We start from the raw sequence: 22650 nt of genomic DNA, 5'->3' as shown, positions 1-22650 counted from the left end.
GCAACGCCATGCGCTGCGCCGGTACAGAAGCGCAAACGGAGCGGATGATGGATAAGAGTTTCAACGGCTGGCTCAACGGCTTCATCGGCGTTCTGATCTTCAGCGGCTCGCTGCCGGCGACGCGCGTGGCCGTGGTCGATTTCGACCCGACCTTCCTGACGTCGGCCCGTGCGGCGATCGCTGGCCTGCTCGGCATCGCGGTGCTGTTCCTGTTCCGCGAGAAGCGCCCGGATCGCGGCGATCTGGTCTCGCTGGTCGTCGTTGCGCTAGGCGTCGTGGTCGGCTTTCCCCTGCTGACGGCGCTGGCGCTCAAACATGTCACGGCGGCGCATTCCATCATCTTTGTCGGCCTGCTGCCGCTGGCGACGGCGATCTTCGGTGTGCTGCGCGGCGGCGACCGTCCGCGCCCGGCCTTCTGGCTGTTTTCCTGCCTGGGCAGCACGCTCGTCGCGGGTTTCGCGCTGTCGCAAGGCGTGACCGCCTCACCGGTCGGCGACGGCTTGATGCTCGCCGCCATCATCGCCTGCGGGCTGGGCTATGCGGAAGGTGCGGCGCTGTCGCGCAAGCTCGGCGGCTGGCAGGTGATCTGCTGGGCCTTGGCGCTGTCGCTGCCGGTCATGTTGGCGCTGAGCTTTGCGACCCTGCCGCCGTCTTTTGCCGCTGTCGGCTCCGGCGCATGGATCGGCCTCGGCTATGTCTCGCTGTTCAGCATGCTGATCGGCTTCGTGTTCTGGTATCGCGGCCTGGCGCAGGGCGGCATCGCCGCGGTCGGGCAATTGCAACTGCTGCAGCCCTTCTTCGGCCTGGCGCTCGCGGCGAGTCTGCTGCACGAGCAGGTCAGCCCGCTGATGGTGGTGGTCACGCTCGGCGTGGTGGCCTGCGTGTTCGGGGCGAAGAAGTTCGCCAGGTAGGGAGCCTACTCAAAACTTCGTCACCACCCCGATGCCGATGCCCTCGAAGCCGCCCATCGCCATCAATGCGGCTGGCGCCTCATCGAGGCTGATCCTTTTGCCGACCAACAGTTCGGGCTTCAGCTTGCCGGTGCGAATCATGTCCATCATGGCGGAATAGCGGTAGGCCTGCATGCCGTGGCTGCCGAGGATTTCGAGCTCGAAGGCGATGACCTTGTCCATCGGCACTTGCGGGCGGGCATGGTCGCCCAGCATCAGCCCGACCTGAACATGGCGACCCCGCCGGCGCAGATTGGCGATCGAGTTGAAGCACGTGGTTGGATGGCCGAGCGCGTCCATCGACATATGCGCGCCGCCGTTGGTGATCTGCTTGACGGCCTTGACGACATTGGGCGTGGTCGAAGCGTTGATGGTCGCGACCGCGCCGATCCTTTTCCCAAACTCCAGCTTCTCGTCGGTGAGGTCAATGGCGATGACATTGGCGCCCATGGCGCTGGCGATCATGATCGCCGAGAGACCGACACCGCCGCAGCCATGCACCGCCACCCACTCGCCGGGCGTCACCCGGCCCTGGTCGACGATGGCGCGGAAGGAGGTGACGAAGCGGCAGCCGAGGCTGGCGGCAGTGGCGAACTCCATCTCGTCCGGCAGGCGTACGAGATTGGTGTCGGCATGCTCGATGCCGACATATTCGGCGAACGAGCCCCAGCCCGTGAAGCCAGGTTGGGTCTGGTGCTCGCAGACCTGATGGTTGCCGGAGTTGCATTCGAAGCAGCGGCCGCAGCCGACGGCGAAAGGCACGGTGACGCGGTCGCCGGCCTTCCAGCGGCTCACCTGCTTGCCGGCGGCGACGACGACGCCCGCCAGTTCATGGCCGGGGACATGCGGCAGCGTGATGCCGTCGTCATGACCCATCCAGCCATGCCAGTCGCTGCGGCAAAGACCGGTCGCCTCGACCTTGATGACGACGCCATCCCCCGCCGGCTTGGGGTCAGGCACGGTCTGGATTGTTGGCGCTTCGCCGAATTTTTCGAAGACGACAGCTTTCATGGGAGTGCTTTCTATCCAGTTCAAAGGGCAGGGCGATTTTGGGTAATAGGTGCCAAGCTAAGTCGGCCATGGTGGTTAGTCGAGCAATGGTTGCCGCTTGCAAAACCACTCGCCGGCTTCGGCATCCCATGGCCAAACACCGGAGGTTGTCGGAAAGATAAGCTGCAGAATCCGGAAAACGGGCCCGTCGTAAAACCATAGGTCCCAACCGAAATATTCAGGGTAGTGGTCGGGATGGACCGCACCGAATTGACAGTCGAAGCCACCTCCCAGGAAACCCGGCGCCTGCTCTCCAACGTTGAACCTCTCGCCGCTGCGCACTCGTCGGCAATACTCGTTGATGATGGTCTGCGAAAGCTCCGGCTTGAGCCCGATGACGACCAGCTCAGGGGCTTTGGAATTGTACTCTATCCCCACCGAGTAAGCGAATGGCGGGTGCTCGTCGTCCTCCAGCACGTAGAGAATATGACAGCCATACTCCTCCATATCGGCGAGCGTCTTAGCCTCGTCGGGATCCCTGGCTTCCCTACTCGGCATCGATCTGGTTCTGCGGCGCAGCCTTCTGGAACGCCGGCAGCGCCATGCAGGCGGCGTGGATGCGCGAGATCACCGGATAGGCCGCCATGTCGACGCCGAAGCGGGCATTGTTGGTGACCTGCCCGGCGAGGCAGATATCGGCGAGCCCCGGTGTATCGCCATGGCAGAACCTGCCGGTCTCGGGCGAGGCGGCCAGAATCTTTTCAAGCGGCTGGAAACCTTCATTCACCCAATGCCGGAACCAGTTGACGACATCCTCGTCGCCGGCGCCGAACAAGGTGCGCAGCGAGGTGAGCACGCGCAGATTGTTCACCGGATGGATGTCGCAGGCGATCATCTGCGCCAGCATCCGGACCCTGGCGCGTCCCAGCGCATCCTTGGGCAGCAGCGGCGGCGCGGGCGCGATCTCGTCGAGATATTCGATGATCGCCAGCGACTGGGTTAAGAGCGTTCCGTCGTCGAGCACCAGCGCCGGTACCAGCCCTTGCGGATTGACCGCGAGATAGGCGGGCTCGAGATGCTCGCCATGGCGCAGATGGTGGGGCACATAGGTGTAGTCACGCCCCTTCATCTCCAGCGCGATCCGCACCCGGTAGGAGGTGGAGGAGCGATAATAATTATGGAGGACGAGGTCGCTCATCGCTTCGGCTGCCCGATGGTGACCTCGACGGCGCCGATGCCGTCGACGCCACCAGTGATCTTGTCGCCCGCCTGAACCGCACCAACGCCGGCCGGCGTGCCGGTGAAGATCAGGTCGCCGGGCTGGAGCTCGACCGCTTCGCTGCAGATCGAGACGACATCGGCGACGGGCCAGATCAGCTCGGCGAGGTCGCCGTCCTGTTTTACGTCACCGTTTACAGCGAGCCAGATGCGACCCGTTTCGGGATGGCCAGACCTTGCGACCGGAAGCAGCGGGCCGCAAGGCGCGGAGAAGTCGAAGGCCTTCGACCAGTCCCAGGGGCGGGCCGCTTTCTTCGCCTGGTCCTGCAGGTCGCGGCGAGTGAGGTCCACGCCGACGCCATAGCCCCAGACATGCGCGAGCGCCTCGGTGCGAGGGATGCGGAAGCCGGCCTTGCCGATCGCCACGACCAGCTCGATCTCGTGGTGGAGATTGCCAGTCAGCGGCGGGTAGGGGATCTCGGCGCCGCTGTCGACCACGGCGTCGGCCGGCTTGGTGAAGAAGAAGGGCGGATCGCGCTCGTCATTGCCGAGTTCTCGCGCATGCGCCGCGTAGTTGCGGCCAACGCAGAAGATGCGGCGCACGGCAAACCGTTCCGCCGAGCCGGTCACCGCGACCGAAGCGATCGCGGGCGGAGGGAGGACGAAGTCTGCCATAGGCGGTCTCTGCGTTGGAAATGAATCTATCCGCACATTCGGCCGATTTCGGCAGGCGGGCAAGGCATTAGGCCACGAAACATTGCCGACCATGGCGGGTTCACTAAGCGGCGGCAGGACCCGCCGCGGCCCCTTTTTCTTTGTGTTCGCAATCGGTTGGCAGGAACTGCCTGTGAATTCGCTGCTTCGCACTTGCACAAGATTATCCCGCACTGCAAAATAACTGCGGCGGGGAAAACGAAGCGGTTCCAGGCACGGCTATGCCGGGACCTCGAGTTGCGAGGGACGGGCATGACCGACATCTCCGCGACGGCCGGCGTCCTGCCGCGGGCCGCAGCCGACAAGGCGGCACGGGCAAGGCTGGCCTATCTCGACGGCTGGCGCGGCCTGTCGATTGCCTTCGTGCTGATCGGCCATTTCTTTCCGATTCGCGGCATCAATCTGGGCGTGCTCGGCGTCGAGTTCTTCTTCGTGCTGAGCGGCCGGCTGATGGGGGAAATCCTGTTCGTCGAGCGCTTTCCGCTGAAGAAATTCTTCAAGCGCCGCTTCGCCCGCGTCTATCCAGCCCTGCTGGTGTTCGTGATTGCCGTCATGATCGGGCTCTCCGGCACCTTCATTGCCTTCAAATGGAAGGCGGCGCTTACCGCGCTGACATTCACCTACAATTATGCCGGCATTCTCATCAATCGCGCGGGCGCGCTCGACCATATCTGGTCGCTTGCCATCGAGGAGCATTCTTATGTCATCCTGGCGCTGATCAGCGTGGCGGTTTCCAGGCGCGCGAATGTCGTGCGCTTGCTTGTCATGCTGTCGCTGCTCGCTATGGCCAACGGCGCTATTTCCTACTGGGTCTTCGGCATGGACTACGAAACCAGCTACTGGCGAACCGACGTGCATATCGCCTCGATCCTGCTGTCGGCGGCTATCTGCCTGCTCAAGGCCGATGGACACCTGCCGGCATTCCTCAGGAACCGGCATCTGGCGCTGGGGGCCGCGGTCGGGGGAATCTTGCTGTTCCTCGATCCGGTGCCGACGCCCTTGCACTATCTGCTGGGCGTGCCGCTGCTGGCGCTCGCCGTCAACACGCTCGACTTCGCCGGCGGCTATCTGACCGGCCTACTGTCATCGCGGCCGATGGTGATGCTGGGGCTGTGGTCCTACTCGCTCTATCTGTGGCAGCAGCCCTTCTACAAATTCGTCCATGACCGCGACGTGGCGCCGATCCCGATGCTGGCCGCAGTCTTCGCCTGCGCCCTGGCGAGCTACTACATCGTTGAGAAACCGGCGCGCGGCTGGCTCAACCGCAATTGGTGAGGAGGTCAGGCCTTGCCGGTTTTTTGTGCGGCGAGATAGCGGCGAAGCCCGGCTTCGCCGCGAGGTGTGGTCCAGCGGTGATTCCACGCGAAAACCGGTCTGAGCAAGGGTGCCAGGAGTTTGAGGATCGGCCTCTCCACGATGACCTGCCAGGTGAGCTTCGCATGCGTTCCGCTTCCGGCTGGCGACAGTTCGGCCCGCCACAGTCCGTCGAAATCGCCGAAGGTCTTGACCACCACCAGCCGGCCAGGCTCGAGCTCTGCGGCCTCGATGATGAAGTTCAGCTCGTAGGGCAGGGCGCCTCGCGCCCTGGCTCTTGCCCGTGACCCGACAACGGCCTTGCCTTTCTTGTCGAGCGGCTCGACTTCCTTGTAGGCGTCGCCCCACCAGAGCGGCAGCAACTCGGCGTCGGACAGAACGTCCCACACTTCCTGCGGCGTGGCATCGGGAATGTTCCAACTCTCGTCGAAGCGGAAGACGTTGCTTGGCATGATGTCACGCCCCCAGCACGCGAAGGCGATACATTAGCTGTAGCTTCTGTTTGTGGCCAGTGCGGCCGTCGCACGAACCTTGTTTGGCGTATGGTTGAAAGCCTCTGCTTTTCAGGACCATGCGCTAGTCGATCGGCTTGGCGTAGTAGCGCACCGACTTCCTGCCGCCGTGGATCACGGCATCGCCGACCTCGGCAAAGCCGAGCGCGGCGTGAAAGGCATCCGATGTGGGGTTCGGGGGATCGGCATTGACCTCGCAGGTTACGATCGTGTGGCATGCGCGCCTGACATGCTCGAACAGATCCTCGTAGAGACGGCGGGCATGGCCACGGCCGCGCGCTTCGGCCGCGACCACCACCCGGTCGACATAGACGAAGCGGGGATAGCGCTCACGAAACCAGAGGAAGTTCGGGCTTTCGTAGCTGGCATCCTGATCGAAGCACATGATGAAGGCTTCGAGCGTCCCGATGCGGCGCGTGTAGAAAGCCTGCCCGATCAGGAATGACAGGCGCTCCGGCTCCAGCCAGGACAACTCGGCGGCATGCTCGTTGTTGAGAGCGAGAATGGCGGCCTCGTCGGCAGGCGAAACGCGTTCGATCGGCGCGCGATCTTTCGACATCGTCACTTCCGGCATCAGACCCTCGCGGCCGCGATCGTTGCCGCCGCCAAGTCCTGGTCGGTCACCGTGTTGCGGTACTCGCGATCGAGATCGGTGCCGCCCATGCCGACATGCGGGTTGCGGTAGCGCATGGCGCTCGGCACGTCGGCAAGCGCGGCAAAATGCATCTCGGTCAGTCCGGTTTGCCGGCGGACCTCGCCGATATTGTCGGGCGCCAGCCCGCCGCAGCCGAGGATGATGATGCGTGCGCCGGCCTGGCGAACCAAGCGCGCGAGCAGATCGAAGCCCTCCAGCGCCGTGTCGCGTTGCCCGCTGGTCAGCACGCGGCCGACCTTGCAGCGGATCAGCGCTTCGAGCGCCTCGGCCGGGTCCCGCGTCATGTCGAAGGCGCGGTGGCAGGTGACGTTGAGGGGACCGGCGGCGCGCGCCAGTTCGCTCATTCTCGCTTCATCGATTGCGCCGTCAGCGGTCAGGCAGCCGACGACGACGCCGGCGACGCCGAGATCGCGCAGCGCGCCGATATCGGCCAGCATCGACTGGTATTCCGCCTCGCTGTAGAGAAAATCGCCGCCGCGCGGACGCACGATGACATGAAACGGAATAGTCGCACGTTCGAGTGCTACGCGCACCGTGCCGAGGCTCGGCGTAATGCCGCCTTCGACGAGGCTGGCGCAAAGCTCGACCCGGTCGGCGCCGGCGGCCTGCGCGGCAAGCAGCCCGTCAATGCCTTCGACGCAGAGTTCTATCAGGGGCCTTTGAGCGGCGGTCACCATCATCCATCCATGTTGAAGAGAAAGCGCAGCCCTAGCATCGGGGCGGTCGAGGCGAAAGCCGCATCAATCGGTCCAGCAAGCGAAGCGGTCACTTTGCGCTTCCGGTTTTGTTCGGCTCGCAGTTATTGATTGCTCAAGCCTTGGAGCGCCGCCCTACCGCGGAACAGCTGAGCCCCGTTGCCTCGCTACTGCTTCAGGATTGTGTTCTTGGCGCCTTGTTCGACCTGGTCGATCACCAGCAGCTTCACCGGATCGCTGCCGATATTGGTCGCCTGATGCCACTGGCCGATCATCTCGACGATGAAATCGCCGGTCTTGTAGGTGTTGCTGTTGCCGGTCTCGACGTTGGTGACCTTGAGGGTGCCTGCCTCGACATAGGCATAGCGCGGGAAGGGATGTTTGTGCACCGGCAGCGTCGCGCCGGGCGCGATCTGATAGGCCGAGACCTGGACCTCGACATTCTTCTGGGGCAGCTTGATCGGCTGGCCGGATGCCGTCGTCGTCTTGGACGCCAATGGCGTCACGACAACAGGTGTGGCCGAACTGTCCAGAGCGTCGGCGGTGGTTGCATAAAAAGCGGCCGCCAGCAGCAGCGCCGATGCCGGAATGTTTCGCACGATTTCCTCCCGAAATGATCGGCAAAATCGCCTAAGCGCTGTCGACTCGCAAGGAGAAAGGATTTGGGGCTTCCCGGGCTGTATGAACTATGAGCTGCCAGGTCCTTCAAATCTGCCCCGCACTTGGGTGCTGCCGCACCCAGTCCCTTGATAGACCGGAATCATCCCCTAGTTAGTTTCCCTGGCGTAGTCGCGAGTTGCCTGGGGGTGCTGCGCCGTTCTGACGGCATGCGGCGGAAGGACGGCCGGCCGAAGCGCCTTTGGAGGGTGCCGTGCGTCAATATCTGGGATCCAGCTTGGCCCATCTCGCGTTCGCGTGCTCTGTCGCGATAGCTTGCGCGGGAGCCGCGGCCGCCGGCGAGCGCGGCCAAGGTCATAACGCTGGTGGCGATCACGGGAATAACGGAGGTCATGGCGCTGGCGGCAACAACGGTCAGCACAACGGAACTAGCGGCGATCCCGGTGGCTCCGGCGGCAGTCCGCCGTCTGACCCACCGTCCCCACCGTCTAACGATGACGGAAGCAGCCCCACCACAACCGGGTCAGTGACGTCAAGGGCGGGCGTAGCCGGCAACGGCGGAAGGTCGCTCGACCTTCCGCCCGCCCTGCTGCCCTTCGAAGACAGCGCCATTCCACTGGCAGTCCATCCAATCGAAGTGCTGCCGGGTGTCCCGGACAACATCGTTCGTGCCTGCCGTGAGGCAATCGAGCAGGCCGCAGCTCAGTTTGGCGCGACCAGTGTGCGCGTCAGCAGTGCAGGTTCCGTACGGCGGTTGAGCCGTCAGAGGATATCGGCTCCCGTCCAGGTCAGCATCGACTACGGATATCAAAACGGCGTCGAGACGCGCCATGCGCCGGTCGGCTGCGAATTGAACGCGAAAGGCAGCGTGATCGGGCTGACATAGCGCACAGTGCGAGCCCTCGCCGTAGACGTCCGAGTTCATGCCGCCCAGCGCCCGATTTTCCAGGGCAGTCGTTCCAGCTCAGTCCAACGTCGAATGGCTTGGCCGGAGGGAAAACGGAAGCGTGATGGCACGCACACGGATTTCGCGCGACGGTTTGCGAACCTTGCTGGACGTAGTCTTCTTTTGGCTGACAGCTTTCGTCTGGCCTGCGCCGGCCGATGCGCGGCCAGTGCGCGGCTTCAGCGGCGGCTCGATCTGAGCGTCGCGGCGCTGAGCCCGAAGCTTGTCATTGTCGGCGCGCGCGGCGGCCAGCTCGCGGGCGAAAGAAACCGTCGCTTCACGTTGCTTGTCCAGAGCCTCCTTCAGCCTCATGGCGGCCTGTCCCAAGAGTTGGCGGGCTGTGTCACGCTCGAGGCGGGCTTTGTTGAGGTTCTCTCCGGCCGACACTGCTGAAGCGCGTTCTCGTTGCAGAGCCTGCGCCGTCTCGGCAGCACTCTGCTCCGCATGCTCGCTCGCTGCGGCCGCCTTGGTGCGCTCCTGCAACGCTGCGTCGCGCTCCAGCCGGGCTTTGTCGAGGTCCTCCCGGGTCGCGACTGCCGAAGCGCGTTCGCGCTCCAGCGCCTGCGCCGTCTCGCTAGCAGTCTGCTCCGCACGTTCTCTCGCTACGACAGCCCTGTCTCGCTCCTGCAACGCCGCGTCGCGCTCCAGCCGGGCTTTGTCGAGGTCCTCACGGGCCGCGACTGCCGAAGCGCGTTCGCGCTCCAGCGCCTGCGCTGTTTCAGTTGCAGCCTGCTCGGCATGCACTTTCGCCGAGACAGCCTTAGCTCGCTCCTGCTCAGCCGCGTCGCGCTCGAGGCGGGCTCTGTTGACATCCTCTTGGGCCGATATTGCTGAAGCGCGCTCGCGTTCCAGAGCCTGCGCCGTCTTGGCGGCAGTCTGCTCGGCACGCTCTTTGGCTAAGACGGCCTTGGCTCGCTCCTGTTCGGCCGCGTCGCGCTCGAGCCGGGCTTTGTCGAGGTCCGCACGGGCCGCGACTGCCGAAGCCTGTTCCCGCGCCAATGCCTGCGCCGTCCCGGCAGCAGTCTGCTCAACCCTTGCTCGCGTCGCGGCGGCACCGGTCCGTTCCCGCTCAGCCGTGTCCGCGATCGCGGCCTTGGACTGCTCCATTTCAGCGATGTCGCCACGAAGGTCCTCCGACTTCCGGCGCTCCTCGTCAAGCATCCCGCTCGCTTGCGCCAGCGAAGCCTCGGCTCTGGCGCGATCCCCGGCGGCTTTGGCTTCCAGCTGTTCAATTTGCGCTCGCGCCTGCGCTAGGTCGCGCGCCATCTGTTCGGTTCGCTCCCGTTCGAGGCGAGCAGCGGGCATCTGTATAAAGACATGGTCGATGGTTTCGCTGATCCGCGCGCGGACATCTTGCGCAATCCACCGCAATGCCTCGAGCGTGCGGGCTGCCACAAGTTCGTTGCGCAAACGCTCCTCGCTGGCGTAGTCGGCGGCTGCCATGCTTGTCTTCAGCACCTCGATCTGCTTGCGCGTCTCAGCGAGCGCACTCTCCAGAGAGGCACTCCTGGCGCGCTCCTCCTCCATCGCTCGGTGCTCCTGGCCAGCCAATTCCGTTGCAGCTGCTGCCTGAGCACGAGCTGCCTCGACCTGTGCTTCGGCAGCGTTGAGATCCGGGTTGGGCAGTTCGCCGTTGGTGGGTGCGTCGGTTGATGCCGTGCTGGCAGGAATCTCCAAGCGGCGTGAAAGATCGGGAAGGGAGTAGCTATCGGCCCGCGAAACAGCGGGGGCGCTTTCGACCGGCTTTTGTCTCGTCAACGCATAGCCAAGCGGCACGGCCAGACAAATTGCGGCGACGCTCAAGCGTAACAAGGGGCTCGTCGGCCTGCGAACACGGGGAGGTAAGGCCAAAGCATCGGGCAGGTCCTCGCGCGAGTTCTCGTCCGCTTCGGGCGTCGTGTTGAGATAATCCTTTCGCACCCCGGACTTACCGGAGTTTAGACCCTGAACATCCGGGGGCGGGGGCACGGCGGCCGGGGAAGAAGCCGCCTTGGCTGCAAGATTGCGTGGGCGATCCCAGGCCCAAGAAGCCTCATCGAGGGGAATAGGCGTACTTTCGCTCAGGTAGCCATACTGGTGACGCCGTCTCGCTGCGATGAGGATACGCCGGACCACAAGGAAGAAGCCGACCAATACAAATATTGTCATCCCGCCCAGGAGAGCGAGACCTGTGTCGTCTGCGTAAAACCCGGCAAGATCTGACATCGCCGTACCTGCGCGGTTTCCGATGTAACTTTAAGCTCGTGAAGCGGTGTGTGGCTCCTCGCCCTGGCTAACTGCCTGCCTTCGAAGCTGTCATCGCTTCGGCCCCAGTACTGGGGGAATTTTGGCGATGCATGGCTGGGCGCCGGTCGAAAGCCAGCTCGCGCCTCTCCATCCTCAACGTCCCGGGGAGTTCTCCCACGGTGCGCGCCATGCCACCATTTCGGAGTCTGGGACGCTCCATTGTAAAGCTAGGTCACAGACCTCGGTGGTCAACATCTGGGCGACAGTTCGGCCATGCAAAATGGCCATCGCGGTGCCCGGCACGAGCGCCAAGACTCCCGCGGCTACCTCATCAAGCTCGACGAACTGGTGACGATGCCGAAATCGGCAGGCCATTTGGTGAGAGAGGATCTGGCGGATCTCAGTAGATCGTCATGAGGATCGGCAGGTAACTGCCTGCTCGCAGTTGTTCGATTGCTTCAATTGCGGGATAGGCTGCGGGGAAGTACAGTCCATCCTGGAAGTTGCGCTTGAGCGCTTTCGGGGAGAAGACAACTTCGGCAGAGTCCGTATATTGGGACAGTTTCGGCCAGAACAGCGGCGTATAGCGCGCATAGGAATCGTATTGCGAGCCGAAGATCGTCTTCAGGTGTTCGGCCTCTTTGGCTGCCGTGATGACCAAGATCCAATAGCTGAAAAATCCCAGCGCCAGAGCGACGGCGATCGATCCATGGATCAATCCGATCCCAGCTGCTCCAAGCGTAGAAAAGAGATAGAGCGGGTTTCTGGTCAACGAGTAGGGGCCGGAGGTAATCAACTCCAGATTCTTCTTTGAACCGATATAGAGAATGCTCCACATTCTGCCAACGAAGCAGGTGAGGACCAGGCCGAGACCCGCCATCTGGATCAGTTCATGTACGCCCCCACCCAATCCGGGGTGCGAAAACAGGATAACAGTTGCAGCAACCAGCCCCGCTGCCCGAGCGGCGTTTATTCGCATCCTTTGATTGACTGACTGAACTCTCATCGAGGCCCCCGGGAATGAAGAGGCCGCGTTTCTGGGCTCCGCATTTTGACGGCACCCCCCGATATGCGGCTCGCTTGCGCTTGCCAGGCTTTGCTGGCCGTGCGGTTGAACAGGAGGGGTATCGATCATTGGATCGTCTCCTCGGTAAGCTGAAGGAAGACGTCCTGGAGCCGCCCGCCCTCGGCCTCGAAGGCGAGAATCGGCATCTCGGCGCGGATCAGGACGTTCGGGATTTCGTTGTTGAGATGGCGGCTTGGAGGTGTTTTGGTCGGATCAAGAAGTTCGACGCGCAGCCAGCCCGCGTCTCCGTTGACAAAATGTCCCGTGATAGGCTGCAGAATGGTCGTCAGGATGCGGGTGGAGGTCGCTTCTGTGTCGATCGTTCCGCCTGCGCGCCGGCCGGGTTCTTGGCTTGCTCGGCCCAAACGGCGCTGCAGGCAAAACGCCTTTCGTGACCCATAGGACTTGTTAGGGTCTTCGGGCGCGAAGACGTGAGCAGATGAGCCGGGCGCTACGGCGACACTTCCGCGAGACATTCAGTGCAGGCTCCCTCGTGCCTGCCAGCACGCTTTCAGGTTGACGCGCCTATTTATCGCTGCAGTCGTTAGGCTTTACGATTCGGCAGTTGAGCTGACTCGCTTGCGAAGGGATTACCCCTTTTTGCGAAGGGGCCTCGTCCGTGATGTCCGACATCAACGCCAGAGTGGGCTTAACCGACAGCGGGATTTCGGCTCATTGTAGCGCTTGAAGGAAGTCGTCGCCGAGCAGGCGCTGGAGCTGCGGCTGCAAAAAAGGCATGATCGCGACGGGAGCGACGACGGTCCCCGGAACGGCGCCACCTCCGCTGGGGGCGTCCGGAACTTCGCATGAGCCGCTACGGCTTTCGGTTAGGCCGGCAAAGCCGTTTTGGGCTATCGGTCCGCCGGCGCGCTTTGTCCTATCTTGGGTTTCCAACGTCGGGCAACGGTCGCTCAGGCTGCCTTAGCCAGCCTACCCTCCGCTGGCGCGGCGGGTCGGTTGCGCAACACTTGTCAACTTGATGGGTCGCAGTGCTGCAGGCGAAGCTCGCGCAAATACGTACAAACCGCACACCGCCAGCAGAGCCATAAGCGAGGAGTACGCGAACTCGGCCCGCGGCAGAGGCGGCAAAGCGGCACTGCTGCTTGTCTGGTCGACCCCAGTGTTGGTGCTCCGTGAAAGCCGATGAGGTCATATGAAGGAGGTCCCCCATGAAACCTGTTCGTTACTGCCTGGCGCCCGGCGCATTCGTCCTCGTGCTTGCCGGGGCGGCCGGCGCGTCGGCCGCGGAACAGCCGATAGCCTGCAAGAAGGTGCCGTTGGTGGTGCGGGACATGTTCCACAAGGATTTTCCCGTCGCCAAGGTCAAGGCATGCGCCCGCGAGGTCGAGAACGGAGAACTGGTTTTCGAGATAGCAAGCGTCGAGGGCGCAATGACGCGCGATGTGCTCTACCATCAAGACGGTAAGGTCATCGTCGTCGAGGAATCAATTCCGATGGAAGCGGTGCCTCAATCGGTGCGCGCGGCCGTTGATATGAAATTCGCAGGTGGAAAGATCAAGCTTGCGGAGAAGCTGATGCGCGACGGCAAGGTAAGTTACGAGTTCCAGATAAGCTACAGGGGCAAGAACGTTCAGCCCGTCTTCGATCCGGATGGAAAGGAAGTGAAGGGCTGATGGACGCAACTCTTGTGCTGAAGGGTCGCTGAAATAGCTTCAATCAGCCTGAGGGAGGGAATAAGTTCGGCGCATGTAGACGGGCTTGCGGACCTCACTCGAGTTCAGCAGAAGGCAGCCGTCAACAAGCGTCGGACATCCCGACGATCGAGCCTACCTGCCCAACTTCACGTGTCCACCGAACTGGAGCGTCGCGCGCACACTGAAGGTGTGCGTTCTCTCGTCCTCAGCATTCTCCGCGAATGTGTAGCCGGCGCCGAGGTTCCATTTCGCCGCGCCGGACGGCGCGTCTTCTTCCCCGGACGCATAAATCACTTCGAAATCCGCCAATTGCTCGCGGGTGTCCGGACCGTCGGCGACAAAGTTCCGCTGCTGCGTGTAGGTGGCTATGTAGGTCAAAGGTTGCACTTCCAGCGCGACAGAGCCGGTGAGAAGCAGAGCGTCGTCCGGACCGCCGTCGAAATGCTTGAGGTAGGCCGATTCGCCGAGAAGCCTCAGTGTGTTCCCGTTAAGGTCGAGGCTTCCAGTGGCGGCAGCAAGGTAGGCCAATTCATTGCCGGTCCCCGGCAGCGGTTCCTCTTCTTCTTCCTCCTCCTCCCCTGTGTCGGCGGACAGCCCGGGCTTCTGGTATCGGATGCCAAGGCGATAGCCGAATTCACCGTCCTTGTAACAATCGCCCTTTTCCGCCCCTTTGCAGCCATCAAGGGTAACCGAGAATGAGGATAAACCGGTGGTGTTGCCGGCACCGCCATCCGCCAGCGTGGTCCGTCCACGGTTGGTAAAGAGCGACTCGCTGAGGAACGTCCGGTCGGTCGTGAATACCGTCGCGGCCAAGGCATTGTTCAGCCCAAAGCCCTCGAAGCCAACAACAGCTTCGCCACCCAGACGTTCGTCAGCGTCAAAAACAGACGCCAGATCCGGGGCGTGTATCCCCGGCAGGGCTTCGCTGGCCAGGCTGAACACCGTGTCGAACTTTCCGGCCCTCACGGTCAGGGGATCGACCTTAGCGAGAGCATAGAGCTCACCGACATAGGTGCCGATCCCTTGAAAGGCCGCATTCTCCCCGGGTTCCGGGTCGACCACGGGCTCGGTAATGATGGCACTCACGAACCGAAGATAATCCGTCGGCGCGTAGAAAAGATCGAGCTCCAACTTCGGAAAGAACACATCGGATCTCAGGAAAGACGGATGTGCGCCAAATATCCAGTCGTTCTGCAGCTCCGCGGTAGCCTCGTACCCCGCGCAGGGCGCAGCGCATTCTTCAGCCAGAGCCGGTATCGTTTCTTCGGCTAGAGCCCGCTCGTGCTCCTCCGCCAGTGCCGAAGCCGAAGAGTACAGCAGCCCTATGCCACTAAGCGCTAAGATAAAAAGGCGAATGACCGGCGAGCCCCCATGAGATGCACCACGCGTCGATGATATCCGCTGATTCCACTGTGGCAACTGCGATTTCGTCATTTTGTCCCTTACAAACGCGACTTGTCTCATACAAACGCAAACGTGTCGCATCCCTACAACACTTCTTCGCTATTCCGCGCCCGGTACGCTCCCCGAGGACCGCCGGCGCAGCAAATTGGCGATCTCGCTTCGCCTTCCTCAAATCAGTATTCGCATGGCACTCCCGGACCGAGGCAAACTGCGCCACGGCACGTCCAGCGTTTTGCTGGAAACAGGCGCACGCCCATGCAACCGACGCGAGCACTCACGCGTGAGTCGCGATCATAATAAATTTGTATGAACTATTTCTCTACTCCGAAAGTTAGGGACCGCCGAATATACGGTAAAAGCGCCTTGCAATATTGATTAATTATGCGGCGCCCTCCCGCATGATACGCTTTGGGACTGTCTCTGATCTGTCGCAGGCGCGGTTTCGCGCGCCGCGGAATCGTGGGGGATTGCCGTGCTGCAAACGCTCGTCAAGCTGAGTCTCGAATTTCGGCATCTGGTCCTAGCAGCCGCGATACTCTTGGTAGCGGCGGGTGCCGTTCTGCTTCCCAAGGCCAAAACCGATGCTCTTCCCGAGTTCGGGGCGCCGATCGTGGAGGTGCAAACCGAGGCTCTCGGCTTGTCGACAGGCGAAGTGGAAAGCCTGGTGACCATCAATCTCGAAGAGATTCTGACCGCGACGCCGTTCCTCAAATCAATTCATTCCAAGTCGGTGCCGGGGATGGCTTCGGTGTTGCTCACCTTCGAGCCCGGCATGGATCCAATGAAAGCCCGACAAATGGTGCAGGAGCGTCTTACGATGGCTTGGGCCCTGCCCAATGTCTCGAAGCCGCCCACCATGCTGCAGCCGAAGTCGGCGGCGGGCCGTGGCATGATCGTCGGACTGTCGTCCAAGACCGTATCGCTGATCGACATGTCGGTGCTGGCCCGGTGGACGATGACGCCGAAGCTGCTCAGCGTGCCGGGCGTCGCCAATGTCGCGATCTGGGGCCAGCGCGCTCGCCAGCTTCAGGTGCAAATCCAACCTCAGCGCCTCGAATCGGCCGGCGTCTCGCTCGATGAAGCCGTAGAGAGCGCCGGGGATTCGCTCTGGGTCTCGCCGCTCAGTTATCTGGAAGCGTCAGTACTCGGAAGCGGAGGCTGGATCGACACGCCGAACCAGAGGCTCGGCATCCAGCATGTGCAACCGATCAGCAAGGCCAGCGACCTGACGAAGGTTGCTGTCCCGTCTTCAGCGCTCAGGCTAGGAGACGTGGCCGAGGTCGTCGAAGGCCATCCGCCGCTGATCGGCGATGCGATGATCAACGGACAGCCTGGCCTCATGCTCGTCGTCGAGAAGCTTCCCAACGTCGACACGAAAGCGGTCGTAGCGGGGGTCGAAGCTGCGCTCGCGGAGTTGAGCCAAGGCATGCCGGGCATCGACATCGACGCCTCCCTCTACCGCGCCTCCGACTATGTCGACAGCGCCTTGGCCAATCTGGTCCGGATGGTGACCGCCGCCATGGTGGTCGTGTCCGTAGCCCTCTTCCTGTCCTTGACGCCGGTCGGCGCGGCGAGCATCGCCGTCGTCGCGATCGTCCTGTCGTATGTCGCGGCACTTGTCGCTCTCTATTTCAGCAGCCCCATCTTCAACCTGATCCACCTGGCCGGCCTCGCGGCCGCGCTTTCCCTCGTGGTCGACACTGCGGTAGTGGCTGCCGAGGCCATCGGGCGGCGCCTCCGCGCCGGTGGCGGCCGTCCGCTCGCCGCGCCTGTATTCGATGCGATCGCCGAAATCGGCAAGCCAATGATCTATGCAGCGGTGATCGGTCTGCTGGCGGTCGCTCCGATACTCGGACTCGACGGCGAAACCGCGGCATTCTTCCGGCCGCTGGCTCAGGCCTATGGCGTCACGGTGGTTGCTGCCATGGTCGTCGCGCTCTTGGCGGCGCCCGCCCTCGCGATGGTTTTTTTCCGCTCGGGCAGCGCAGCAGGAAACAGGTCCGAACCTGTGGTGGCGCGGCTGTTCGGTGCGGCCTATGGGCGGCTGCTGGGGAGGTTCTCGGCGACGACCGGTCCTGCCTATGCGATCGTGGGTCTCGGAGCGTTGGCGCTACTCGCGGCGACGCCCGCCCTGAAGTGGTCGCCGTCGCCGTCCTTTGACGAAGGCACCGTCCGCGTTTCGTTCAACGCCGCGCCGGGTGCATCCTTGCCCGCCATGATCCGGACGATGGCGCGACTGGAATCCGAAGTCCGCGCAATCGACGGAGTCCGCTCTGTCGCTGGCCATCTCGGCAGGGCCATCACGGGCGACCAGGTCACCGGCATCGAATCCGGGCAGCTCTGGATTGGCCTCGACGAGCGGGGGAACCGAGCCGCCGCACTGTCCCAAATTCGCGACACGATGGAGGGCTTCGCGGACCTCGAAGTGAAGGTTGAAGGCTATCTGGCCAGTACGGCCGGGCGGATCTTCGCCGACGCCGGCGAACCAGTGGTGGTCCGCATCGAAGGGGCCGAGACGGCCGTGCTTGAAGAGCAGGCAAAGCTCGTCGCCGCGAGAATCGCCGCCGTTGACGGCATCAACTCCGTACGCATCGACAAGAACGCTTTCTCGCCCGAAATCGAGGTCAAGGTCGACGTTGCGGAGGCGGCCGCACGTGGACTGAAACCGGGGGACATCCGGCGCGCGGCAGCGACGGTCTTCGCCGGGCTCGAGGTTGGCAATCTGTTCGAGCAGCAAAAGGTCTTCGACGTGGTCGTTTGGGGGGCTCCCAACGCACGAAGCAGCATCGCCGACGTCGAGAATCTTCTGATCGAAACGCCTGATCGCCCGCATACACGCCTTGGCGATATCGCCGAGGTGCGGATGGTGCCGCAGTTGAGCACCATCGAGCGTGACGGCGTCACGCGCAGCATGGACGTTCACGCCAGCGTCGCAGGCCGCAGCGTCACGGCAGTGGCGGAAGACGTGGCGGCAGAACTCAAGAAGGTGCAACTCCCCTTCGAATACCATGCCTACGTTCGAGGCGAGTATGCCGAGAGCCGTGCAGCCATGCTGCAGGTGGCGCTCTTCGCAGCGTCGGCTGCAGTCCTGATCTTCTTCCTGCTGCAGGCGGCGCTGCAAAGCTGGCGACTGGCGACCGGCATGTTCCTTTCGCTGATGGCAGTGTCGGGTGGCGTCGCGGCGATCCTCGTGGCGGTAACGGGCACCGTTTCGGTTGGGGCGCTTGCCGGACTTCTCGCCGTCCTCGGGCTTGCACTCCGCAACGGTCTGGTTCTGGCCAGCCGCGTCGATCAGACCGGGGAAGGTGACGAATCCTGGCCGGATCTTGTCGCTGCGGCCGCGCGCGAGCGCTTCGCGCCCATGCTGACGAGCACGCTGGTCACCTGCCTCGCCTTCCTTCCCGCAGTGGTCATGGGCAGCGCCGCCGGTCTGGAGATTCTGCATCCAATGGGATGGGTTGTGATCGCAGGCGCAGTCATTTCAGTCCTGATCAATCTGTTCGTCCTACCGGCCATGATGCTCCATTCCGGCCCGGTTTCACGACGCCTTGGAGGAGTTGCACATGCTTCGCAATAGGCTTTTTCTTACGTCATCCCTCGTCGCCGGTGTGGCTTTCGTCGTGGTTGCCACGGGATCCTTCGCGGCCGCGGAGTCGCCCGCCGGCGCGCCTGCCAAGCTGGTAGAGGTCGCAGGTTCACCATTTCCACGCGTGGTTCTGACCGAACAGGCCTCCAAACGACTGAGCATCCAGACCGAAGCGGTGCGGGAGGAGATGGCGAAGCGGTGGATGATGATGAACGCCCAGGTCGAGATTGCGAGCGGTGAACCGTCGGTGAATGCAATTACGGAGACGGCTTCCATCGCGCCGGCCGGTGAAAGCGGCCAAGCACGGCAATCCCTGATCAAGGTGCCTGTGGACGCGGCGAGCCAGATTTTGATCGCGGTTGTCGCCGACGAGGATGACGACGACGAGACCGGCGACCACGACGAGTTTGCCGAGATTTTCGGCGTCGCCAACCCGGCGGACGAGGATAAGGATGGTCTAGTCGTCGTGCTGCTGACCGGCCAAGGCCGCTCCGGTAAATATTACAAGGCGCGGCCGGTGGCGGTGACGGACCGGGACGACGGGCGGTTCTTTGAATTCCTCGAGGCAAGCAGCGGCGTCAAGCCCGGCGATCATGCGTTCGTGGCGATGAAGGCGCCGGAGAGCGGCAGGATGGCGAAGATCGTGCCCTACTCGTCGGTTATCTACGACGAGCACGGGAACAGCTGGCTCTACTCCAACCCGGAGCCGCTCGTCTTCGTCCGCCAAAAGGTGGCTGTCGAGCGCGTCCTCGGCGACATAGCAGTTCTGTCGGACGGACCAGCGAGCGGTACGCCGGTCGTGTCGGTCGGCGCGGTCGAGCTGATGGGGGTTGAACTGAAGTTTGGCGGGCACTGAGCGGGCGTGAAAGACATTCCGCCGCTTGCGAACGCCTGAGTTAGCCGGCGTCCAATCATCCGAACAAAGGACAGGGCCATGTTCCGCTGGATCATCGGCACGAATCTGAAATACCGGTATCTGGTACTGGCCGCGGCAGCGCTGATGGTGCTGCTGGGTCTGGACGTGTTCCGCAAGATGCCCGTGGACGTCTTCCCGGAATTCTCCCCGCCGCTGGTGGAGATTCAGACCGAGGGTATCGGCATGTCGACCGCCGAGGTCGAGGAGCTGATCACCATTCCCCTCGAGGATGCACTGCGCGGCACACCGGAACTCGACGTCATCCGCTCGAAGAGCGTGATGTCGCTGTCCTCCATTGTCATGATCTTCAAGCGGGGAACCGACATCATGCACGCGCGGCAGCTCGTCCAGGAGCGCGTGCAGCTTGCGTCGGCCAGACTGCCGTTCGGCTCGAGCCCGCCCGTCATGCTGCAGCCCTTGTCCTCGACCAGCAGGACCATGAAGATCGGCCTCTCGTCGAAGGAGCTCACTCAGCTCGACCTATCGATGACCGCCTACTGGAAGATCCGCTTCCGCCTGCTGCGCGTGCCCGGCGTCGCCAACGTGGCGATGTGGGGCGAAAAGCTCAAACAGCTGCAGATCCAGGTCGATCCCGCGCGCATGCTGAAACACGGCGTGACGCTGAACGAGGTCATGGAGGCTTCGGCCGATGCGCTGGACTTCGGCCTGCTGCCGATGGCGAGCTCAGCCAAGAGCCAGACCGTAGGCTTCATCGACACCGCCAACCAGCGGCTGTATGTCGGCGCCGACGTAGCGTCCAGCGTGAAGCTGGAAGACGTCAAGAGAATTCCGGTTGAGTCGAAGGCCGGCGAGCAACTGGTGCTGGCGGACTTTGCCGACGTCACCTGGGGGGAACCGCTGCCGATCGGCGACGCTGTGATCAATGACGGTCCCGGCATGATGCTGATCGTCGAGAAGTTCCCGTGGGCGAACACGCTGGAGGTCACGCGCGGCGTCGAGGCCGCCTTCGCCGAAATGAAGGACGGCCTCAAAGGTATCGACGTCGACCTGCAGATCTTCCGCCCGGCGACGTTCATCGAGCTCTCGATCCATAATCTGACAATGGCCTTGCTGGTGGGATCGGTCCTGGTGGTCTGCGTTCTCGGCGCCTTCCTGTTCGAGTGGCGCGTGGCGCTGATCAGCCTGCTGGCGATCCCGCTCTCCCTGGTCGCCGCGGGACTTGTTCTCTACTGGCTCGGAACGACCATCAACACGATGGTGCTGGCCGGCTTCGTCGTGGCGGTGGGATCCGTGGTGGACGACGCTATCATCGACGTTGAAAACATCACGCGGCGATTGCGCGAGAATCGCCGCAGCGGCGCCGGCAAATCGGTGGCATCAGTCATCCTGGAAGCATCGCTCGAGATCCGCAGCCCGATCGTCGCCGCAACCCTCATCATCGTCATCTCGGTCATTCCTGTGTTCTTCATGGGCGGTCTGTCGGGCACTTTCTTCGTGCCGCTGGCGACGTCCTATTCCATCGCGCTCCTCGCTTCGATGGCCGTGGCGCTGACGGTGACGCCGGCACTCTGCCTTATCCTGCTTCAAGGAGCGCCGATCGAGCGCGTCTCGCCGCTGGTCGGGTGGTTGCAGCGAGGCTATGCCGCCATGCTGTCGAGGATCATCGCTGCTCCTCGCGCGACGTTTGGGATCACCGCGGTCGTCGTGGTCGCGGGATTAGGAGTTTGGCCGCTGCTCGGAACCTCGCTCCTGCCCTCCTTCAAGGAACGTGACTTCCTCATGCACTGGCTGACGCCGCCCGGGACATCGCACGCCGAGATGTATCGGATGACGGTAGCTGCCAGCAAAGAACTGAGATCCATTCCCGGAGTGCGCAACTTCGGCGCTCACATCGGCCGGGCGCTGGTGGCCGACGAGGTGGTGGGCATCGACTTCACGGAGAACTGGATCAGCGTCGATCCAAAGGTCGACTATGACAAGACCCTGAAAGCCGTTCAGGACACGGTCGACGGCTATCCCGGTATCTATCGCGACGTCCAGACCTACCTTCGCGAACGCGTGAAGGAAGTGCTCACCGGATCGAGCGAGTCGATAGTGGTTCGGATTTTCGGGCCTGACGCGGCGGCGTTGCGCGAGCAGGCGGTGAGGGTCCGCGACGCCCTGGTCGGCATCGAGGGCCTGATCGACCTACACGAGGAGCCGCAGAAGACGGTACCGCAAATTCAGGTCACCGTGGATGTCGCCAAGGCGGCTTCCAGAGGTCTCAAGCCCGGCGATGTTCGTCGCGCTGCTGCCGTGATCTTCGCCGGTCACGAGGTGAGCGACGTTCATCGCATCGGAAAGGTGTATGACGTCATGGTATGGTCGACGCCCAAATCGCGGCGCGGCCTCGACGACGTGCAGAACGTTCTCCTGGATACTCCCGACGGCGGTCAGGTCCGGCTCGGCGACGTTGCCGAAGTCAAGATTGCCCCGGTGGCCAGCACCATCAAACGCGAGAACGCCTCGCGCCGCCATGACGTGCGTGCAAATGTGCGCGACCGCGACCTGGGCTCCGTCGTCCATGAGGTTGAGCAGCGCCTGGCCAAGATCGAGTTTCCGCTCGGCTATCATGCCCAGCTGCTGGGCGAGGCGGCGGAACGCAACGCTGCGCAAAACAGGCTCGTCTATGCCTCTGTCGTCGCCGCGGTCGTAATCTTCATGCTGCTGCAGGCCTCCTTGAGAAGCTGGAGGCTCGCTGCCCTGGTTTTCCTTTCACTGCCGGCCGCTATGGTCGGCGGGGTCATCGCCGCCTATCTGGGCGACGGCATCATCTCGCTAGGCGGCCTCGTGGGGTTCCTGACGGTGTTGGGCATCGCGGCCCGCAACGGGGTGCTTCTGATCCACCATTTCCTGCATCTGGAGCGCGAGGAGGGCGAGCCCTTCGGACCGGAACTTGTCCTGCGCGGCGCGCGTGAACGCCTTTCGCCCATTCTCATGACGACGCTGGCGACCGGTCTTGCGCTCGTCCCACTGGTTGTTACCGGCAACATTCCCGGGCAGGAAATCGAACATCCGATGGCCATCATCATTCTGGGCGGGCTGATCACGTCAACGCTTCTGAACCTCTTCGTCGTGCCTGCCATCTATCTCAGACTCGGTTCGCTGCAGGCGCGATCGCCGGCGCGGACCACAGGTCTCGGCCTGGAACCATCTCCCCTTTGATGCAAGGCCCGAGATTTAGA

Annotated in this window: 19 protein-coding genes; 7 read left to right on the top strand and 12 right to left on the bottom strand. The window is 63.0% G+C overall.

Annotated elements, in window-relative coordinates:
* Positions 1 to 47: 47 nt before the first annotated feature.
* Complete coding sequence (locus CK224_RS03360; RefSeq protein ID WP_095780766.1) at positions 48 to 911, top strand: DMT family transporter; 864 nt, start codon at positions 48 to 50, stop codon at positions 909 to 911.
* A gap of 9 nt (positions 912 to 920) precedes the next feature.
* Here the strand turns inward: CK224_RS03360 and CK224_RS03355 are convergent, their stop codons facing one another.
* The 4 genes from CK224_RS03355 to CK224_RS03340 form a co-directional block, all read right to left on the bottom strand.
* Positions 921 to 1961: a zinc-dependent alcohol dehydrogenase family protein gene (locus tag CK224_RS03355; protein WP_095780765.1), complete on the bottom strand. Its 1041-nt coding sequence runs from the start codon at positions 1959 to 1961 to the stop codon at positions 921 to 923.
* Positions 1962 to 2036: 75 nt separating this feature from the next.
* The gene (locus tag CK224_RS03350) at positions 2037 to 2498 is read right to left on the bottom strand and encodes a DUF4262 domain-containing protein (protein WP_095780764.1); all 462 of its coding nucleotides are present in this window, start codon (positions 2496 to 2498) and stop codon (positions 2037 to 2039) included.
* Positions 2488 to 3138 carry a maleylacetoacetate isomerase gene (gene maiA, locus CK224_RS03345; protein WP_095780763.1) on the bottom strand — a complete coding sequence of 217 codons (651 nt, stop codon included), beginning with the start codon at positions 3136 to 3138 and terminating at the stop codon, positions 2488 to 2490. The genes CK224_RS03350 and maiA overlap by 11 nt, the downstream gene beginning before the upstream one ends.
* Positions 3135 to 3833, bottom strand: coding sequence for a fumarylacetoacetate hydrolase family protein (locus CK224_RS03340; protein ID WP_095780762.1), 699 nt, complete (start codon positions 3831 to 3833; stop codon positions 3135 to 3137). The genes maiA and CK224_RS03340 overlap by 4 nt, the downstream gene beginning before the upstream one ends.
* A gap of 291 nt (positions 3834 to 4124) precedes the next feature.
* Between CK224_RS03340 and CK224_RS03335 the strand changes: the two genes are divergently transcribed.
* A complete protein-coding gene (locus tag CK224_RS03335) occupies positions 4125 to 5147 on the top strand; it encodes an acyltransferase (protein ID WP_095780761.1) in 1023 nt (340 codons plus the stop codon).
* 5 nt (positions 5148 to 5152) lie between these two features.
* Here CK224_RS03335 and CK224_RS03330 read toward each other — a convergent pair whose 3' ends face one another.
* The 4 genes from CK224_RS03330 to CK224_RS03315 form a co-directional block, all read right to left on the bottom strand.
* Complete coding sequence (locus CK224_RS03330; protein ID WP_066999887.1) at positions 5153 to 5638, bottom strand: SRPBCC family protein; 486 nt, start codon at positions 5636 to 5638, stop codon at positions 5153 to 5155.
* 124 nt (positions 5639 to 5762) lie between these two features.
* The gene (locus CK224_RS03325) at positions 5763 to 6257 is read right to left on the bottom strand and encodes a GNAT family N-acetyltransferase (protein WP_095778548.1); all 495 of its coding nucleotides are present in this window, start codon (positions 6255 to 6257) and stop codon (positions 5763 to 5765) included.
* A 14-nt stretch (positions 6258 to 6271) separates the two neighbouring features.
* Positions 6272 to 7030: a copper homeostasis protein CutC gene (locus CK224_RS03320; RefSeq protein WP_170950212.1), complete on the bottom strand. Its 759-nt coding sequence runs from the start codon at positions 7028 to 7030 to the stop codon at positions 6272 to 6274.
* A gap of 185 nt (positions 7031 to 7215) precedes the next feature.
* Positions 7216 to 7647 (bottom strand): cupin domain-containing protein, encoded by a 432-nt coding sequence (locus CK224_RS03315; RefSeq protein ID WP_095778447.1) that lies wholly within the window; start codon positions 7645 to 7647, stop codon positions 7216 to 7218.
* Positions 7648 to 8192: 545 nt separating this feature from the next.
* Here CK224_RS03315 and CK224_RS31160 point away from each other — a divergent pair.
* A complete protein-coding gene (locus CK224_RS31160) occupies positions 8193 to 8552 on the top strand; it encodes a hypothetical protein (protein ID WP_176477838.1) in 360 nt (119 codons plus the stop codon).
* Positions 8553 to 8630: 78 nt separating this feature from the next.
* Here the strand turns inward: CK224_RS31160 and CK224_RS03305 are convergent, their stop codons facing one another.
* The 3 genes from CK224_RS03305 to CK224_RS03290 form a co-directional block, all read right to left on the bottom strand.
* Positions 8631 to 10532, bottom strand: coding sequence for a hypothetical protein (locus CK224_RS03305; RefSeq protein WP_141245771.1), 1902 nt, complete (start codon positions 10530 to 10532; stop codon positions 8631 to 8633).
* 706 nt (positions 10533 to 11238) lie between these two features.
* A complete protein-coding gene (locus CK224_RS03295) occupies positions 11239 to 11973 on the bottom strand; it encodes an isoprenylcysteine carboxylmethyltransferase family protein (protein WP_245299689.1) in 735 nt (244 codons plus the stop codon).
* Complete coding sequence (locus CK224_RS03290) at positions 11970 to 12269, bottom strand: hypothetical protein (RefSeq protein WP_095780756.1); 300 nt, start codon at positions 12267 to 12269, stop codon at positions 11970 to 11972. Before CK224_RS03290 ends, CK224_RS03295 begins: the two co-directional genes overlap by 4 nt.
* Positions 12270 to 13073: 804 nt before the next feature.
* On the opposite strand from CK224_RS03290, the gene CK224_RS03285 reads away from it, so the two are divergent.
* Positions 13074 to 13538: a hypothetical protein gene (locus tag CK224_RS03285; RefSeq protein WP_095780755.1), complete on the top strand. Its 465-nt coding sequence runs from the start codon at positions 13074 to 13076 to the stop codon at positions 13536 to 13538.
* Positions 13539 to 13691: 153 nt separating this feature from the next.
* On the opposite strand, the gene CK224_RS03280 is transcribed toward CK224_RS03285, so the two are convergent.
* Complete coding sequence (locus CK224_RS03280) at positions 13692 to 14993, bottom strand: hypothetical protein (RefSeq protein ID WP_245425712.1); 1302 nt, start codon at positions 14991 to 14993, stop codon at positions 13692 to 13694.
* Between the two features lie 442 nt (positions 14994 to 15435).
* Here CK224_RS03280 and CK224_RS03275 point away from each other — a divergent pair, with 442 nt between their 5' ends.
* The 3 genes from CK224_RS03275 (at position 15436) to CK224_RS03265 (ending at position 22630) form a co-directional block, all read left to right on the top strand.
* Positions 15436 to 18540 (top strand): efflux RND transporter permease subunit, encoded by a 3105-nt coding sequence (locus CK224_RS03275; protein WP_176477837.1) that lies wholly within the window; start codon positions 15436 to 15438, stop codon positions 18538 to 18540.
* Positions 18527 to 19405, top strand: a complete 879-nt coding sequence (locus tag CK224_RS03270; RefSeq protein WP_095780753.1) for a hypothetical protein — start codon at positions 18527 to 18529, stop codon at positions 19403 to 19405. Before CK224_RS03275 ends, CK224_RS03270 begins: the two co-directional genes overlap by 14 nt.
* Positions 19406 to 19483: 78 nt before the next feature.
* On the top strand, positions 19484 to 22630 hold the full coding sequence (locus tag CK224_RS03265; RefSeq protein ID WP_095780752.1) for an efflux RND transporter permease subunit: 3147 nt from the start codon (positions 19484 to 19486) through the stop codon (positions 22628 to 22630).
* The last annotated feature ends 20 nt before the right edge of the window (positions 22631 to 22650 follow it).

The sequence above is a fragment of the Mesorhizobium sp. WSM3862 genome (assembly GCF_002294985.1).
Classification (GTDB): domain Bacteria; phylum Pseudomonadota; class Alphaproteobacteria; order Rhizobiales; family Rhizobiaceae; genus Mesorhizobium.
Note: the sequence above shows the minus strand (reverse complement) of the source record. Positions and strands in the feature narration are given on the sequence as shown.

Coding starts and splice junctions, on each gene's coding strand:
- CK224_RS03360 (WP_095780766.1), top strand. CDS start 48: ATGGATAAGAGTTTCAACGGCTGGCTCAACGGCTTCATCGGCGTTCTG.
- CK224_RS03355 (WP_095780765.1), bottom strand. CDS start 1,961: ATGAAAGCTGTCGTCTTCGAAAAATTCGGCGAAGCGCCAACAATCCAG.
- CK224_RS03350 (WP_095780764.1), bottom strand. CDS start 2,498: ATGCCGAGTAGGGAAGCCAGGGATCCCGACGAGGCTAAGACGCTCGCC.
- maiA (WP_095780763.1), bottom strand. CDS start 3,138: ATGAGCGACCTCGTCCTCCATAATTATTATCGCTCCTCCACCTCCTAC.
- CK224_RS03340 (WP_095780762.1), bottom strand. CDS start 3,833: ATGGCAGACTTCGTCCTCCCTCCGCCCGCGATCGCTTCGGTCGCGGTG.
- CK224_RS03335 (WP_095780761.1), top strand. CDS start 4,125: ATGACCGACATCTCCGCGACGGCCGGCGTCCTGCCGCGGGCCGCAGCC.
- CK224_RS03330 (WP_066999887.1), bottom strand. CDS start 5,638: ATGCCAAGCAACGTCTTCCGCTTCGACGAGAGTTGGAACATTCCCGAT.
- CK224_RS03325 (WP_095778548.1), bottom strand. CDS start 6,257: ATGTCGAAAGATCGCGCGCCGATCGAACGCGTTTCGCCTGCCGACGAG.
- CK224_RS03320 (WP_170950212.1), bottom strand. CDS start 7,030: ATGGTGACCGCCGCTCAAAGGCCCCTGATAGAACTCTGCGTCGAAGGC.
- CK224_RS03295 (WP_245299689.1), bottom strand. CDS start 11,973: ATGATCGATACCCCTCCTGTTCAACCGCACGGCCAGCAAAGCCTGGCA.
- CK224_RS03285 (WP_095780755.1), top strand. CDS start 13,074: ATGAAACCTGTTCGTTACTGCCTGGCGCCCGGCGCATTCGTCCTCGTG.
- CK224_RS03280 (WP_245425712.1), bottom strand. CDS start 14,993: ATGACGAAATCGCAGTTGCCACAGTGGAATCAGCGGATATCATCGACG.
- CK224_RS03270 (WP_095780753.1), top strand. CDS start 18,527: ATGCTTCGCAATAGGCTTTTTCTTACGTCATCCCTCGTCGCCGGTGTG.
- CK224_RS03265 (WP_095780752.1), top strand. CDS start 19,484: ATGTTCCGCTGGATCATCGGCACGAATCTGAAATACCGGTATCTGGTA.